General features: G+C 68.0%; 13 protein-coding genes and 1 tRNA gene. 9 read left to right on the top strand and 5 right to left on the bottom strand.

Going from position 1 to position 13756, the window contains the following annotated elements:
• Positions 1-109 precede the first annotated feature (109 nt).
• The gene (locus G369_RS0112065) at positions 110-868 is read left to right on the top strand and encodes a Crp/Fnr family transcriptional regulator (RefSeq protein ID WP_019654258.1); all 759 of its coding nucleotides are present in this window, start codon (positions 110-112) and stop codon (positions 866-868) included.
• Here G369_RS0112065 and G369_RS0112060 read toward each other — a convergent pair.
• Positions 840-1820, bottom strand: coding sequence for a Bug family tripartite tricarboxylate transporter substrate binding protein (locus G369_RS0112060; RefSeq protein ID WP_019654257.1), 981 nt, complete (start codon positions 1818-1820; stop codon positions 840-842). The two genes, G369_RS0112065 and G369_RS0112060, sit on opposite strands and share 29 nt — an antisense overlap.
• A 48-nt stretch (positions 1821-1868) precedes the next feature.
• The gene (locus tag G369_RS0112055; protein ID WP_019654256.1) at positions 1869-2933 is read right to left on the bottom strand and encodes a CDP-6-deoxy-delta-3,4-glucoseen reductase; all 1065 of its coding nucleotides are present in this window, start codon (positions 2931-2933) and stop codon (positions 1869-1871) included.
• 85 nt (positions 2934-3018) lie between these two features.
• Between G369_RS0112055 and G369_RS0112050 the strand changes: the two genes are divergently transcribed.
• Positions 3019-3951 (top strand): NAD-dependent epimerase/dehydratase family protein, encoded by a 933-nt coding sequence (locus G369_RS0112050; RefSeq protein ID WP_019654255.1) that lies wholly within the window; start codon positions 3019-3021, stop codon positions 3949-3951.
• Positions 3952-4084: 133 nt separating this feature from the next.
• Here G369_RS0112050 and G369_RS0112045 read toward each other — a convergent pair.
• Positions 4085-4169 (bottom strand) — tRNA-Leu (locus G369_RS0112045).
• A gap of 42 nt (positions 4170-4211) precedes the next feature.
• Here G369_RS0112045 and cysM point away from each other — a divergent pair.
• From cysM to G369_RS0112030, 3 genes are all read left to right on the top strand, one after another.
• Entirely contained in the window at positions 4212-5114 is a 903-nt protein-coding gene (gene cysM, locus G369_RS0112040) for a cysteine synthase CysM (protein ID WP_019654254.1), read from the top strand.
• A gap of 140 nt (positions 5115-5254) precedes the next feature.
• Positions 5255-5830: an NUDIX domain-containing protein gene (locus tag G369_RS0112035; protein WP_019654253.1), complete on the top strand. Its 576-nt coding sequence runs from the start codon at positions 5255-5257 to the stop codon at positions 5828-5830.
• A complete protein-coding gene (locus G369_RS0112030; RefSeq protein WP_019654252.1) occupies positions 5820-6047 on the top strand; it encodes a sulfurtransferase TusA family protein in 228 nt (75 codons plus the stop codon). Before G369_RS0112035 ends, G369_RS0112030 begins: the two co-directional genes overlap by 11 nt.
• A 73-nt stretch (positions 6048-6120) precedes the next feature.
• On the opposite strand, the gene galU is transcribed toward G369_RS0112030, so the two are convergent.
• Positions 6121-7011 carry a UTP--glucose-1-phosphate uridylyltransferase GalU gene (galU, locus tag G369_RS0112025; protein ID WP_019654251.1) on the bottom strand — a complete coding sequence of 297 codons (891 nt, stop codon included), beginning with the start codon at positions 7009-7011 and terminating at the stop codon, positions 6121-6123.
• A 99-nt stretch (positions 7012-7110) separates the two neighbouring features.
• Positions 7111-9990 (bottom strand): valine--tRNA ligase, encoded by a 2880-nt coding sequence (locus G369_RS0112020; RefSeq protein ID WP_019654250.1) that lies wholly within the window; start codon positions 9988-9990, stop codon positions 7111-7113.
• Positions 9991-10112: 122 nt separating this feature from the next.
• Between G369_RS0112020 and yaaA the strand changes: the two genes are divergently transcribed.
• From yaaA to queF, 4 genes are all read left to right on the top strand, one after another.
• Positions 10113-10898: a peroxide stress protein YaaA gene (gene yaaA, locus G369_RS0112015; protein ID WP_019654249.1), complete on the top strand. Its 786-nt coding sequence runs from the start codon at positions 10113-10115 to the stop codon at positions 10896-10898.
• A 157-nt stretch (positions 10899-11055) separates the two neighbouring features.
• Positions 11056-11898 (top strand): 2OG-Fe(II) oxygenase, encoded by an 843-nt coding sequence (locus G369_RS0112010; RefSeq protein ID WP_019654248.1) that lies wholly within the window; start codon positions 11056-11058, stop codon positions 11896-11898.
• A 26-nt stretch (positions 11899-11924) separates the two neighbouring features.
• Positions 11925-12830 (top strand): alpha/beta fold hydrolase, encoded by a 906-nt coding sequence (locus G369_RS0112005; protein WP_019654247.1) that lies wholly within the window; start codon positions 11925-11927, stop codon positions 12828-12830.
• Positions 12827-13693: an NADPH-dependent 7-cyano-7-deazaguanine reductase QueF gene (gene queF / locus G369_RS0112000; protein WP_019654246.1), complete on the top strand. Its 867-nt coding sequence runs from the start codon at positions 12827-12829 to the stop codon at positions 13691-13693. Before G369_RS0112005 ends, queF begins: the two co-directional genes overlap by 4 nt.
• The last annotated feature ends 63 nt before the right edge of the window (positions 13694-13756 follow it).

Genomic DNA, 13756 nt, shown 5'->3' with positions numbered 1-13756 from the left:
CTGTGGCATCATCGCCGCGCCCGGGATGTCGTTGGAACGACATTCCTTACGGCCCGCGATGGACCGGCTCTTGCGACGAGCCGGCCGTGTCCTGGGAGGAGACCCGACGATGTCGACGAGCGCGCTGGAGAACATGCTCCGCGAGAGCCTGTGGGCACGAGCCCTCACGAGCGAGGAGCTCGATCGCGTCGTGCAGGAGTCCCACGAGCGCACCATTCCTGCTGGCGGTTTCGTCGTGCGGCGCGGCGAGCCCGCCGATCACTGGGTCGGCGTGATGGACGGCCTGCTGAAGATGTCCGTATCGCTGCCCGACGGCCGCGTTTCCACCTTCACCGGCGTCACCGCCGGCGGCTGGAGCGGCGAGGGCTCTTTGCTCACCCCCGGACCCTGGCGCTACGACGGCGTGGCGCTGCGGCCCACCCGCGTCGCATGCATCCCGAAGCACAGCTTCGAGCGCCTCCTGGCCTCGAACATCGAATTCAATCGGTTTCTGTTGTTACACATCAATGCGCGACTGAGCCTGTTCATCGGGCTCATGGAGTTCGATCGCCTGCTGGGGCCCGACGCGCGCGTGGCGCGCTGCCTCGCCAGCCTGTTCGATCCGATCCTCTATCCGCGCGCCGACCGTTTCGTGCGGCTGAGCCAGGACGAGATCGGCCTGCTGTCGGCGGTGTCGCGCCAGCGCGCGAACCGGGCGCTGCACGCCCTGCAGCGCGACGGCCTGCTGCGCGTGGAGCACGGCGGTGTCGAGGTGCTCGACCTCGCGGGGCTGCGCAGCTATTCGGGCGATGCCTCCTCGGTGGCGCTGCGCCGCGAGGAGGCCCTGCCCGAGGACCTCGTCAGTCCACCTTCGCGCCGGTGGCCTTGACGACCTTCTCGTACTTGGCGAGCTCGCTCTTCATGAAGGCGCCGAACTGCTCGGGCGAGCTGCCCACCGGCTCGGCCAGCAGCGAGGCGAAGCGGGTCTTCGTCTCCGGCGCGTTCAGCGCCGCGACGAAGGCCTGGTTGAGCTTCACGACCACGTCGTGCGGCGTGCCGGCCGGGGCGACCAGGCCCCACCAGGTGTCGATCGAGAAGCCCTTGAGCGTGTCGGCCACGGGCGGCACCTCGGGCAGCGAACTGCTGCGCTGCAGCGTCGTCACCGCCAGCGCCTTGAGCTTGCCCGAGCGGATGTTCGGCGCGGCGGTGGCGAGGTTGTCGAAGTTGAAGTCGACCTGGCCCGAGATCAGCGCCAGCTGCGCCGGATTGCCACCGTTGTACGGAATGTGCAGCGCGAAGATGCCCGCTTCCTTCTTGAAAAGCTCGCCCGCGAGGTGCCCCGCGCTGCCGTTGCCGCCGCTGCCGTAGTTGAGCTTGGCGGGGTTGGCCTTGGCGTAGCGGATCAGGTCGGCCACGCTGTTGATGTTCAGGCGCCTGGCCGTATCGGCGTTCATCACCAGCACGTTGGGCACGCGGACCATCTGCGTGATCGGCGCGAAGTCGGTTGCGGCGTTGAACGGCATCTTGCTGTAGAGCCACGGGTTCACCGCGTTGGTGGCGGTGGCCGCGATGCCGATCGTCAGGCCGTCGGCAGGCGCCTTCGCCACCGCGTCGGCGCCGATGTTGCCGCCCGCGCCGGGCTTGTTGTCGATGATGACCGTGCCCAGCGAGTCCTTCACGCGCTCTGCCAGGATGCGCGCGGTGTTGTCGATGGGGCCGCCCGCTGCGTAGGGGACGATCAGGCGGATGGGCCGCTGCGACTGCTGCGCCATGGCCTGTCCGGTGCCCAGCAGGGCGGCGGCGCTTGCGATGAGGGTGAGGAGGAAGTGTCTCGTCTTCATTTGTTCTTGGGTCTGTCGTTCTCGGGGAACCGGTGGAACCGGGGAGTCTCAGGGCAGGGCCTTGTCCGCCTCCGTGGTGAATGCGTCGGCGAAGAATTCTTCCTCGGGCAGGCCGGCCAGCGCCACGTAGTCGCGCTTGGCCGAGTCGACCACGATGGGAGCGCCGCAGGCATACACCTGGTGGCCCGACAGGTCGGCGAAGTCCTCGAGCACGGCCTTGTGGACGAAGCCGGTGCGGCCGGTCCAGTTGTCCTCGGGCGTTGCGTTGGAAACCACCGGCACGTAGCGCAGGTTTGGCATCTTCGCCATCTGCTCGCGCAGCCAGCCGTCCATGTACAGGTCTTCGGGCCGGCGGCCGCCCCAGTACAGCGTGGCGGGGCGGTCGATGCCCTTGAACTGCATGTGCTCCAGCAGCGCCTTGATGGGCGCGAAGCCGGTGCCGGAGGCCAGCAGGATCATCGGCTTGTCGGAATCCTCGCGCAGGAAGAAGCTGCCGAAGGGGCCTTCGATGCGAAGGATTTCCTTTTCCTTCATCGTGCCGAAGACGTGGTCGGTGAACTTGCCGCCGGGCAGGTGCCGCAGGTGCAGCTCGATGCCCGTGCCGGGCTGCGCCAGCGTGTGCGGCGCGTTGGCCATCGAGTAGCTGCGGCGCGAGCCGTCGCGCAGGATGAACTCGACGTACTGGCCAGCGTAGAACTGCAGTGGCTCCCCGGCCGGCAGCTGCAGGCGCACCAGCATCACGTCATGCGACTGGCGTGTGAGGGCCATCACGCGCACCGGCATCTTGCGGATCGGCAGCGCGCCGGCCTCGGTGACCTGGCGCGATTCGAGCACCACGTCGCTCGTGGGATGGGCGCAGCAGGTGAGCACGTAGCCGGCCAGCTGCTCCTCGGCGCTCAGGGCCTTGCTCTGGTGCGGGCCGAGGGTGACTTCGCCCGAGAGCTTCTTGCACTTGCACGAGCCGCAGGCGCCGTCCTTGCAGCCGTAGGGCAGGCCGATGCCCTGGCGGATGCCTGCGGCCAGGATGGTTTCGTCGCCCTGGACCACGAAATTGCGCCCGCTGGGCTCGACGGTGATGGAAAAGCCCGCTTCGTGCGGCGCTGTGGCAGTCATCGGTATTCTTCGAGGGGTAACGCTCCCTCCGGGCCGCTGGCGGCCAGGGGAGCTGGAACTGAATTGGGAAGACGGGAACAGGATTTTGCCTTCAATCAATAGCCCCTCCGGCGCGCTGCCAGCGCGGTTCCGGCGAGAACGCCTGCTGATCGTCGGTTGCGGCGACGTGGGCCAGCGCGTGGCGCGCGACCTGCGCGGGCGCATGCAGCTGGTGGCGCTCACTTCGTCGATGGGGCGGGTGGACGCCCTGCGCACTGCCGGAATACGCCCGCTGGTGGGTAATCTCGACGATCCGCGCACCCTGCGCCGGCTCGCCGGCATCGCCACCCGGGTACTGCACCTGGCCCCCCCTGCGCGCGACGGCGGCCCCGCCTGGTGGCGCGACCAGCGCACCACCACGCTGGCGCGGGCCCTGCGACTGCGTTCGATGCCCTCGGCCTTCGTCTACGGCTCGACCAGCGGCGTCTACGGCGACTGCGGCGGCGCGCGCATCGACGAAACCCGCGCCCTGCGCCCCGACACCCCGCGCTCGCACCGCCGCGTCGACGCCGAACGCGCCGTGCGCTGGCTCGGCCGCAGCGCAGGCGTGCGCGCCAGCATCCTGCGCATCCCCGGCATCTATGCTCCCGACCGCGAGAACGGCACCCCCCGCGCCCGCCTCCAGCGCGGCACGCCCGTGCTGCGGCGCGAGGACGACGTCTACACCAGCCACATCCATGCCGACGACCTCGCCCGCGCCTGCATCGCCGCGCTCTTCCGCGGCAAGCCGCAGCGCGTCGTGCACGCCGCGGACGACACCGAACTGCGCATGGGCGACTACATGGACCTCGCCGCCGACCTCTACGGCATGCCCCGCCCGCCCCGCGTGGCCCGGGGCGAGGCCGAGCGGCAGCTTCCACTGCAGCTGCTGAGCTTCATGGGGGAATCGCGCCGGCTGGACAACACGCGGCTGAAGCGCGAGCTGCGGGTGCGTCTGGCGCATCCGACGGTACACACCGGCCTGCGCGAAACGGCGTAAGAAGAAAGGGAAGGAGAAGGCCCAATTCCAGGGACACCGTGGAACCGGCTTCGCCGGGCCACCGGTGTCACCCCCGGGAAGGGGTTGGCGTAGCGACACGAAGTGCGCGAAGACTGGGGCGAGCCAGAACCTGTGGTGCCCGGGGCCGGAATCGAACCGGCACGCCTTGCGGCGGGGGATTTTGAGTCCCCTGCGTCTACCAATTTCACCACCCGGGCAGGGTTCTGAACGAAGCCCAAAATTATGGCACAGTGGCTGGCATGAACTATCCGACGATCGAAGACGCCATCGGCAAGACCCCTCTGGTCGCACTGCAACGCATCAATGCCGCAGAAAATGCCCGGCGCGGCAACGTGATTCTCGGCAAGCTCGAAGGCAACAATCCCGCCGGCTCCGTGAAGGACCGGCCCGCTCTCTCGATGATCCGGCGCGCCGAGGAGCGCGGCGAGATCAAGCCCGGCGACACCCTGATCGAAGCCACCTCCGGCAACACCGGCATCGCGCTCGCGATGGCCGCCGCCATCAAGGGCTACCGCATGCTGCTCATCATGCCGGAGGACCTCTCCGTGGAGCGTGCGCAGACCATGAAGGCCTTCGGCGCCGAGCTCGTGCTCACGCCCAAGAGCGGCGGCATGGAGTATGCCCGCGACCTCGCCGAACAGATGGTGGCCCAGGGCAAGGGCCGTGTGCTCGACCAGTTCGCCAACCCCGACAACCCGCGCATCCACTACGAGACCACCGGCCCCGAGATCTGGGCCGACACCAAGGGCAAGGTCACGCACTTCGTGAGCGCGATGGGCACGACCGGCACCATCACCGGCGTGTCGCGCTTCCTCAAGGAGAAGAACCCCGCGGTGCGCATCATCGGCGCGCAGCCGGCAGAGGGCTCGCGCATCCCAGGCATCCGCAAGTGGCCGGCCGAATACCTGCCGAAGATCTTCGATCCGAGCCGCGTCGACGAGGAGATCAGTGTGAGCCAGAGCGATGCCGAAGAGATGTGCCGCCGCCTCGCGCGCGAGGAGGGCATCTTCGGCGGCATTTCGGCCGCAGGCGCGCTGTGGGCTGCGCTCGAAGTGTCGAAGACGGTCGAGAACGCCACCATCGTCTTCGTGGTCTGCGACCGGGGCGACCGCTACCTCTCCACCGGCGTCTTCCCCGCCTGACAAGGCCCGCCCCCAGGCCATGCGAACTTCGTGTCGCTTCGCCAACCCCCTCCGGGGGCAACACCTGCAGCGCGGCAAAGCCGGCTCTGCGGTGTTCCCGGAAGGGGCCACGACTCAACAACAAGAAGGCTGAGAACCCCATGCCCCATCCCAAGTTCTGCCAGGTCTGCGCCACGCCGCTCGAGTGGATCGCATTGATGGAAGACGGCGGCCCCAAGGAGCGGCTGCGCTGCCCCAACTGCGGCCACACGCACTGGAACAACCCGACGCCCGTGCTCGCGGCCATCGTCGAGTACCGCGGCCAGGTGCTGCTGGCGCGCAATGCCGCGTGGCCGGGCAAGATGTTCGCGCTCATCACCGGCTTCATGGAGGCCGGCGAGACGCCCGAGGAGGGCATCGCACGCGAGGTGAAGGAAGAGACCAACCTCGACGTGAGCGCCACGAAGATCGTCGGCGCCTACGACTTCCAGCGAATGAACCAGGTCATCATCGCCTACCACGTGGTGGCCGACGGCGAGGTGAAGCTCTCGCCCGAGCTGGTCGACTACCGCCTCTACGACCTGCCCGATCTCAAGTGCTGGCCCGCCGGCACCGGCTATGCGCTGGCCGACTGGCTGCGCACGCGCGGGCACGAGCCCGTGTTCTTCACCGCCGCGGAAAACGAGGAGCGCCGCCGCGGCCTGAACCTGCCGCCGGAGCCGGGCAATGCAAGTTGATCGCGAACTCGACACGCGCGGGCTGAACTGCCCGCTGCCCATCCTCAAGGCGAAGAAGTCGCTCAACGACATGGCGAGCGGCCAGTTGCTGAAGGTGGTGTCGACCGACCCCGGATCGATCCGCGACTTCCAGGCCTTCGCGCGCCAGACCGGCAACGAGCTGATGGAGCAGGAAACCGTCGGTACCGACTTCATCCACGTGCTGAAGCGCCGTTGACGGAACGCAGGCATTACAAAAAAGAAAAAGGGCCGCAACAGCGGCCCTTTCTGCATGTGCTCGAAGCGAAGGATTACAGCTTCAGGCTCTTGAGGTACTCGCGGAAATCCGCGCCCACCTCGGGGTGCGCCAGCGCCAGTTCCACCGACGCCTGCAGGAAGCCTTCCTTGCTGCCGCAGTCGTAGCGGGTGCCCTTGTACGAGTACGCGTAGACCGATTCCTTCTTCATCAGCGCCGCGATGCCGTCGGTCAGCTGGATCTCGCCGCCCGCGCCCTTGGGCTGGTTGCGGATCTCGGCGAACACGCCCGGCGTGAGGATGTAGCGGCCGGCCACGCCCAGGCGCGAGGGCGCTTCTTCGGGCTTCGGCTTCTCGATCATGCGGCTGACCTTCACCAGGCCTTCCTCGACCGTGTCGCCGGCCACGATGCCGTAGCGCTTGACGTGCTCGAGCGGCACTTCCTGCACCGCGAGCAGCGAGCCGCCGAGGCGGCCGAAGGCTTCGGTCATCTGAGCCAGCACCGGCTGGCCGCCGTCGGGGCCGACCATCAGGTCGTCCGCCAGCAGCACGGCGAAGGGCTCGTTGCCGACCAGGTGCTCGGCGCACAGCACCGCGTGACCCAGGCCCAGCATGCGCGGCTGGCGCACGTAGGAGCAGGTCATGTCGTCGGGCATGACCGAGCGGGCGATGTTCAGCAGGGCGGTCTTGCCGCTGGCTTCGAGCTGGCTCTCGAGCTCGTAGGCGGTGTCGTAGTGGTCTTCGATGGCGCGCTTGTTGCGGCCGGTCACGAAGATCATGTCGCGGATGCCGGCTGCGTACGCCTCTTCGACGGCGTACTGGATCAGCGGCTTGTCGACCACGGGCAGCATTTCCTTGGGTTGCGCCTTCGTGGCCGGCAGGAAACGGGTGCCGAAGCCTGCAACGGGGAATACGGCCTTGCGGATGCGGGTCGCGGTAGTGGACATGGGCGGTTCAGCGTCTTTCGTCAAAGAGGGGGATGGCAGGATGCGAAACGGCGCGCAGCCGCTCCTGGCATCCTATACGTCTTCGAAGCCCCCGGTCTGTCAGCCGAGGCGTACAAGCTGGTCGCGCAGGCGCTCCAGCATGGCGGTGAAGTCAGTCAGACGTTTACGTTCCTGCTCGATCACGGCCGGCGGAGCCTTCGCGACGAAGGCTTCGTTGCCCAGCTTGGAGTGCACCTTGGCGATCTCGCCTTCGACGCGGGCGACTTCCTTGCCGATGCGGACCTTCTCCGCGGCCTTGTCGATCTCCATGTGCAGGCACAGGCGTGCGGCACCCACCACGGCCACGGGCGCAGCCTCGGCGGCAGCCGACCAGGAGGCCTCGTCGTCGAAGACCTTCACTTCCTTGAGCTTGGCCAGCGCCTGCAGCACCGGCGCCGATTCGCGCAGGAAGGCCGCGCCTTCTGCGTCGTCGGCCACGGCGTAGAGCGGCAGGCGCGTGGCGGGCGACACGTTCATCTCGCCGCGCAGCGTCCGGCACGCATCCACCAGCGCCTTCAGGCGCGCGACATACGCCTCGGCCGCCTCGTCGATCTTCTCCGGCTGGCTCTTCGGATAGGCGGCGATCATGATCGACTCGCCCTCACGTCCTGCAACCTTCGAAACCTTCTGCCACAGCTCTTCGGTGATGAACGGGATCACCGGGTGCGCGAGGCGCAGCAGGGTCTCGAGCACGCGGATCAGCGTGCGGCGCGTGGCGCGCTTCTGCGCGTCGTCGCCGGTCTGGATCTGCACCTTGGCGATCTCGAGGTACCAGTCGCAGAACTCGTCCCAGGCGAACTGGTAGATCGCGGTGGCCACGTTGTCGAGGCGGTATTCCTCGAAGCCCTGGGCCACCTCGGCTTCCACGCGCTGGAGCTTGGACACGATCCAGTAGTCGGCGCGGCTGAACTTCAGGTAGCCATGGGCCTTGCCGCCGACCTGGCATTCTTCCTTGGTGTGCTCCAGCAGGCCGCAGTCCTGGCCCTCGCAGTTCATCAGCACGAAGCGCGTGGCATTCCACAGCTTGTTGCAGAAGTTGCGGTAGCCCTCGCAGCGCTTGGAGTCGAAGTTGATGCTGCGGCCGAGCGACGCGAGCGAGGCGAAGGTGAAGCGCAGTGCGTCGGCGCCGAAGGCGGGGATGCCCTCCGGGAATTCCTTCTGGGTGTTCTTGCGAACGGCGGGCGCCGTCTCGGGCTTGCGCAGGCCCTGCGTGCGCTTGTCGAGCAGCGCGGGCAGCTCGATGCCGTCGATCAGGTCCACCGGGTCGAGCACGTTGCCTTCCGACTTGCTCATCTTCTTGCCCTGCGCGTCGCGCACCAGGCCGTGGATGTACACGTGCTTGAAGGGCACCTTGCCGATGAAGTGCTTGGTCATCATGATCATCCGGGCGACCCAGAAGAAGATGATGTCGTAGCCGGTCACCAGCACGGTGGAGGGCAGGTACAGGTCGAGATCCTGCGTCTTCTCGGGCCAGCCGAGCGACGAGAAGGGCACCAGCGCCGACGAATACCAGGTGTCGAGCACGTCCTCGTCGCGCGTCAGTTTCTTGCCGGGCGCCTTGGCCTGGGCGGCGGCTTCGTCCTCCGCCACGTACACGTTGCCTTCCTCGTCGTACCAGGCCGGAATCTGGTGGCCCCACCAGAGCTGTCGCGAGATGGTCCAGTCCTGGATGTTCTCCATCCAGTGGTTGTAGGTGTTGACCCAGTTCTCGGGCACGAAGCGCACCTCGCCCGACTTCACCACGTCGATGGCCTTCTGCGCGATCGACTGGCCGTCGGCGCCGGGGCGCGTCATGGCCACGTACCACTGGTCGGTGAGCATCGGCTCGACGATGGCGCCCGAGCGCGCGCAGCGCGGCACCATCAGCCTGTGCTTCTTCACCTCGACCAGCAGGCCCAGCGCGTCGAGGTCGGCCACGATGGCCTTGCGCGCCACGAAGCGGTCGAGGCCGCGGTACTTCTCGGGGGCGTTGTCGTTGATGGTGGCGTCGAGCGTGAGCACGCCGATCATCTCGAGCTTGTGGCGCTGGCCGACCGCATAGTCGTTGTAGTCGTGCGCGGGCGTGACCTTCACGACGCCGGTGCCGAATTCCTTGTCGACGTAGTCGTCGGCAATGATCGGGATCAGGCGGTCCACCAGCGGCAGCTTCACGCGCTTGCCGACGAGGTGCCTGTAGCGCTCGTCCTCGGGGTGGACCATCACGGCCGTGTCGCCGAGCATGGTCTCGGGCCGGGTGGTGGCCACGGTCAGCGTGCCGCTGCCGTCTTCGAGCGGGTAGGCGATGTGCCAGAGCGAGCCGTCTTCCTCCTCGCTCTCGACCTCGAGGTCGCTCACCGAGGTCTTGAGCACCGGGTCCCAGTTGCCCAGGCGCTTGCCGCGGTAGATCAGGCCTTCTTCGTACAGCTTCACGAAGGTGTGGGTCACGACCTTGGAGAGGTCGTCGTCCATGGTGAAGTACTCGCGGCTCCAGTCCACCGTGTCGCCCAGGCGGCGCATCTGCTGGGTGATGGTGTTGCCCGACTTCTCCTTCCATTCCCACACGCGCGCCACGAAGTTCTTGCGGCCCAGGTCGTGGCGGCTGACCTTCTGCTCCTGCAACTGGCGCTCCACCACGATCTGCGTGGCGATGCCGGCGTGGTCGGTGCCGGGCACCCACAGCGTGTTGTCGCCCTTCATGCGGTGGTAGCGCGTGAGGCTGTCCATGATCGTCTGGTTGAACGCATGGCCCATGTGCAGCGTGCCCGTGACGTTGGGCGGCGGCAGCTGGATCGCGAACGACTCGGCGCCTTCCTTGGGTTGCTGCGTGCCTCGGAAGCCGGCCTTGGCATAGCCGCGCTTCTCCCATTCGGGGCCCCAGTGCGCCTCGATGGCGGCGGGCTCGAACGATTTGGAAAGGCTGTCCAGACCAGGCTGGGCGGGAGGGGTGGTGGGTTCGCTCATGGGAAATGCAGAACGGAAATGCAGAACGGCCCTCTCGGGGCGCCGTCTGGGGGGACACAGGTGGGTAGCCGGCGATTTTACCGGGGCGGCTCCCCGTCACGGCCGCCACTGATAATTCCGGGATGCTGTTCCTGCTTTCCCCTGCCAAGTCGCTCGACTACGAAACCCCCGTCCCCGCCGAAATCCCCGCCACCCAGCCCCATTTCGAATCGCCCCGCGGCCCCTCGGTCGAGCTCATCAAGCTGCTGCGCGAGAAGTCGCCCCAGCAGATCTCCGAGCTCATGAGCCTGTCGGACAAGCTCTCGGCCCTGAACGTGGCCCGCTACGAGGCCTGGTCCAGCAAGAGCACGCCGAAGAACGCCCGTCAGGCGGCCTTCGCCTTCGACGGCGACGTCTACGGCGGCCTCGATGCCCGCAGCCTCACGAAGGCCCAACTGGCCTGGGCGCAGGAGCACGTGTGCATCCTCAGCGGCCTCTACGGCCTGCTGCGCCCGCTCGACCTGCTGCAGCCCTACCGCCTGGAGATGGGCACCCAGCTGGCCAACCGCCACGGCAAGGACCTCTACGCCTTCTGGGGGCCGCGCATCGCCGAGCACCTGAACGAGCGCCTCGCGGCCGACCGCACTCCCGTGGTGGTCAATGTGGCGTCGCAGGAATACTTCAAGTCGGTCGACCTGAAGGTGCTCAAGGCCCGCGTGGTCGAGTGCGTCTTCGAGGAGTGGAAGGGCGACCGGTACAAGATCGTGAGCTTCTTCGCCAAGCGCGCCCGCGGCCTGCTGGCGCGCTGGGCCGTGCAGCACAAGGCGGCCACGCCCAAGGCACTGGAAAAGTTCGACCTCGAAGGTTATGGTTTCGATGCATCCGTATCCAGGCCCGACAGGCTGGTGTTCAGGAGAAGGCTGGGCTGACCCCCAGTCTTCGCGCACCTCGTGTCGCTTCGCCAACCCCCTTGCAGGGGGCAACACCGGCGGCCCGGCAAAGCCGGTTCCGCGGTGTTCCTGGAATGGGGCGTGGCTGTTTTTTCATGCGTTGCGGGGCTTGCCGCAGCGTGGAGGAGTAATTGATATGTCGCAAGCGATCAGTCCGGAACTGCGCGAGTGGCTGGTAGCCCAGCTCGCCGCCGGGCATTCGGTGCCGGCGCTGCGCGCTTCCATGCGCGCGGCCGGCTGGCACGACGCCGCCGCCGACACGGCGCTGGCGCAGCTCGAAGCCGGATTTCCCAACGTGGAAGTCGCGCTGCCGGCCGTGCAGGCGAAGATGCCCGGGCCCGACCTCGACGGCGCGCCGCTGTACATCGACGCGGGCGACCGCCGCGTGCAGGTGCTGCAGACCATGCGGCATCCGCGCGTGGTGGTCTTCGGCAACCTGCTGTCGGCGGAGGAATGCGAAGGACTGATCGCCGCCGCGCGCGTGCGGCTCGCGCGCTCGCTCACGGTGGAGACGCGCACCGGCGGCGAGGTGCTCAACGTCGACCGCACCAGCGACGGCATGTTCTTCGAACGCGGCGAGAACGAGATCGTCGCCCGCGTCGAGCAGCGCATCGCCGAGCTGCTGCGCTGGCCGCTCGAGTTCGGCGAGGGCCTGCAGATCCTGCGCTACGCACCCGGCGCGCAGTACCGCCCGCACTACGACTACTTCGACCCCAACGAGCCCGGCACGCCCACCATCCTCAAGCGCGGCGGCCAGCGCGTGGCTACCCTGGTGATGTACCTGCAGGAGCCCGAGGGCGGCGGCGCCACCACCTTCCCCGACGTGGGCCTCGAAGTGGCCCCGGCGCGCGGCTGCGGCGTGTTCTTCAGCTACGACCGGCCCGACCCCGTCACCCGCACCCTGCACGGCGGCGCGCCGGTGCTCGCGGGCGAGAAGTGGGTCGCCACCAAGTGGCTGCGCGAGCGCGAGTTCAAGTAAGAAGCGCCGGCACGACGAAGCAATCGATGAAAGTCACCGCCAACGGGCTGCAGATCGAGGTCGACGACACGGGGGGCGAGGGTCGCCCCGTCATCCTGCTCATCATGGGCCTGGGCATGCAGCTCGTTGCATGGCCGACGGCCTTCGTGCAGCAGCTGGTGGACGCGGGCTTCCGCGTGGTGCGCCACGACAACCGCGACATCGGCCTGAGCCAGGGCTTCGACCACGCGGGCGTGGGCAACATCGTGTGGGAGACCATCCGCCACCGCCTCGGCCTGAAGGTGCGCTCGCCCTACACGCTGCAGGACATGGCCCTCGATTCGCTCGGCGTGCTCGACGCGCTCGGCATCGAAAGGGCCCACATCGTCGGCGCCTCCATGGGCGGCATGATCGCCCAGCGCATCGCTGCCGCCGCGCCGCAGCGCACGGCCAGCCTCGTGAGCATCATGAGCTCCAGCGGGGCGCGCGGCCTGCCCGGTCCGCGCCGCGAGGTCGCCGCCATGCTCATGCGCCGACCGATGGGCCGCGACGAGGCCGCGCTGGTCGCGCACAGCATCCGGCTGCTGCGGCTCATCCAGAGCCCGGCCTATCCGCAGACCGACGAGGAGCTCTCCGAGCGGCTCGTCTTCAGCATGCGCCGCTCCTACCACCCGGCCGGCCTGATGCGGCAGATGCTCGCCATCGGCGCCGACGACGAGCGCCCCGCGCTGCTGCCGCGCATCCAGTCGCCCACGCTGGTGCTGCACGGCGAGGCCGACGCGCTCGTGCCCATCGCCTGCGGCGAAGACACGGCCCGGCGCATCCCGGGCTCGAAGTTCGTTTCCGTTCCCGGCATGGGCCACGACCTGCCGCCCGAGGTGTGCGACATCCTCGCCAACCACATCGCGCCTTTCGCGCACGCGGCGGATGCCGCCCAGACAAGACCATCATGAGCCAAGACCCGAACCCCAACACCCCCGAGCAATCCCAGCTGGGCCGCGCGTCCGCCTACGCCGACCACTACGACCCGACGCTGCTCTTTCCCATTCCGCGCGCCACGCAGCGCGAGGCCATGGGCATCAGGACAGGCGCGCTGCCCTTCTTCGGCGCCGACCTCTGGACCGCCTTCGAGGTGAGCTGGCTCAACCTGCGCGGCAAGCCGCAGCTGGCCATCGCGCACTTCACCATCCCCTGCGAGACGCCCAACATCATCGAGAGCAAGAGCTTCAAGCTCTACCTCAACAGCTTCAACAACAGCCAGTTCGCGAGCGTCGACGCGGTGCGCGAGCGCCTGCGCGCCGACCTGTCGGAGGCAGCATGGCGCGGCAGCGACCAGCAGGCCACCATCGGCGTGACCCTGCTGGCGCCCGACATGTTCGACCGCGAGCCGGTGCACGAACTCGACGGCCTCGACCTCGACCGCCTCGACATCGAGTGCAGCCACTACCAGCCCACGCCCGAGCTGCTGAGCAGCGATGCCACGCAGGCGCCCGTCAACGAAACCCTCACCAGCCGGCTGCTCAAGAGCAACTGCCTCGTCACCGGCCAGCCCGACTGGGGCAGCGTGCAGATCCGCTACAGCGGCCCGCCCATCGACCAGGCCGGCCTGCTCGCGTACATCGTCAGTTTCCGCAACCACAACGAGTTCCACGAGCCCTGCGCCGAGCGCATGTTCACGGACATCTGGACGCGCTGCAAGCCGAACAAGCTCGCGGTGTACGCGCGCTACACGCGCCGCGGCGGTCTCGACATCAACCCCTTCCGCACGAGCTGGCCGCAGGCGCTGCCGCCGAACATCCGCACGGCGAGGCAGTAGTCGGGGGCGTTGCCGAAGCCCCTCTTCGGAAACCCGAAACCCGCTGTCGCCCTCCCTGTGGCA

The organism is Variovorax atrisoli 110B (assembly GCF_000382045.1).
In the GTDB taxonomy this organism is placed as follows: Bacteria; Pseudomonadota; Gammaproteobacteria; order Burkholderiales; family Burkholderiaceae_C; genus Variovorax; species Variovorax atrisoli.
This window is presented reverse-complemented; position numbering and strand designations above follow the sequence as displayed.

Excerpts from the sequence above, each read along its gene's own strand:
- G369_RS0112065 (WP_019654258.1), top strand. The coding sequence starts at position 110 with ATGTCGACGAGCGCGCTGGAGAACATGCTCCGCGAGAGCCTGTGGGCA.
- G369_RS0112060 (WP_019654257.1), bottom strand. The coding sequence starts at position 1,820 with ATGAAGACGAGACACTTCCTCCTCACCCTCATCGCAAGCGCCGCCGCC.
- G369_RS0112055 (WP_019654256.1), bottom strand. The coding sequence starts at position 2,933 with ATGACTGCCACAGCGCCGCACGAAGCGGGCTTTTCCATCACCGTCGAG.
- cysM (WP_019654254.1), top strand. The coding sequence starts at position 4,212 with ATGAACTATCCGACGATCGAAGACGCCATCGGCAAGACCCCTCTGGTC.
- G369_RS0112035 (WP_019654253.1), top strand. The coding sequence starts at position 5,255 with ATGCCCCATCCCAAGTTCTGCCAGGTCTGCGCCACGCCGCTCGAGTGG.
- G369_RS0112030 (WP_019654252.1), top strand. The coding sequence starts at position 5,820 with ATGCAAGTTGATCGCGAACTCGACACGCGCGGGCTGAACTGCCCGCTG.
- galU (WP_019654251.1), bottom strand. The coding sequence starts at position 7,011 with ATGTCCACTACCGCGACCCGCATCCGCAAGGCCGTATTCCCCGTTGCA.
- G369_RS0112020 (WP_019654250.1), bottom strand. The coding sequence starts at position 9,990 with ATGAGCGAACCCACCACCCCTCCCGCCCAGCCTGGTCTGGACAGCCTT.
- yaaA (WP_019654249.1), top strand. The coding sequence starts at position 10,113 with ATGCTGTTCCTGCTTTCCCCTGCCAAGTCGCTCGACTACGAAACCCCC.
- G369_RS0112010 (WP_019654248.1), top strand. The coding sequence starts at position 11,056 with ATGTCGCAAGCGATCAGTCCGGAACTGCGCGAGTGGCTGGTAGCCCAG.
- G369_RS0112005 (WP_019654247.1), top strand. The coding sequence starts at position 11,925 with ATGAAAGTCACCGCCAACGGGCTGCAGATCGAGGTCGACGACACGGGG.
- queF (WP_019654246.1), top strand. The coding sequence starts at position 12,827 with ATGAGCCAAGACCCGAACCCCAACACCCCCGAGCAATCCCAGCTGGGC.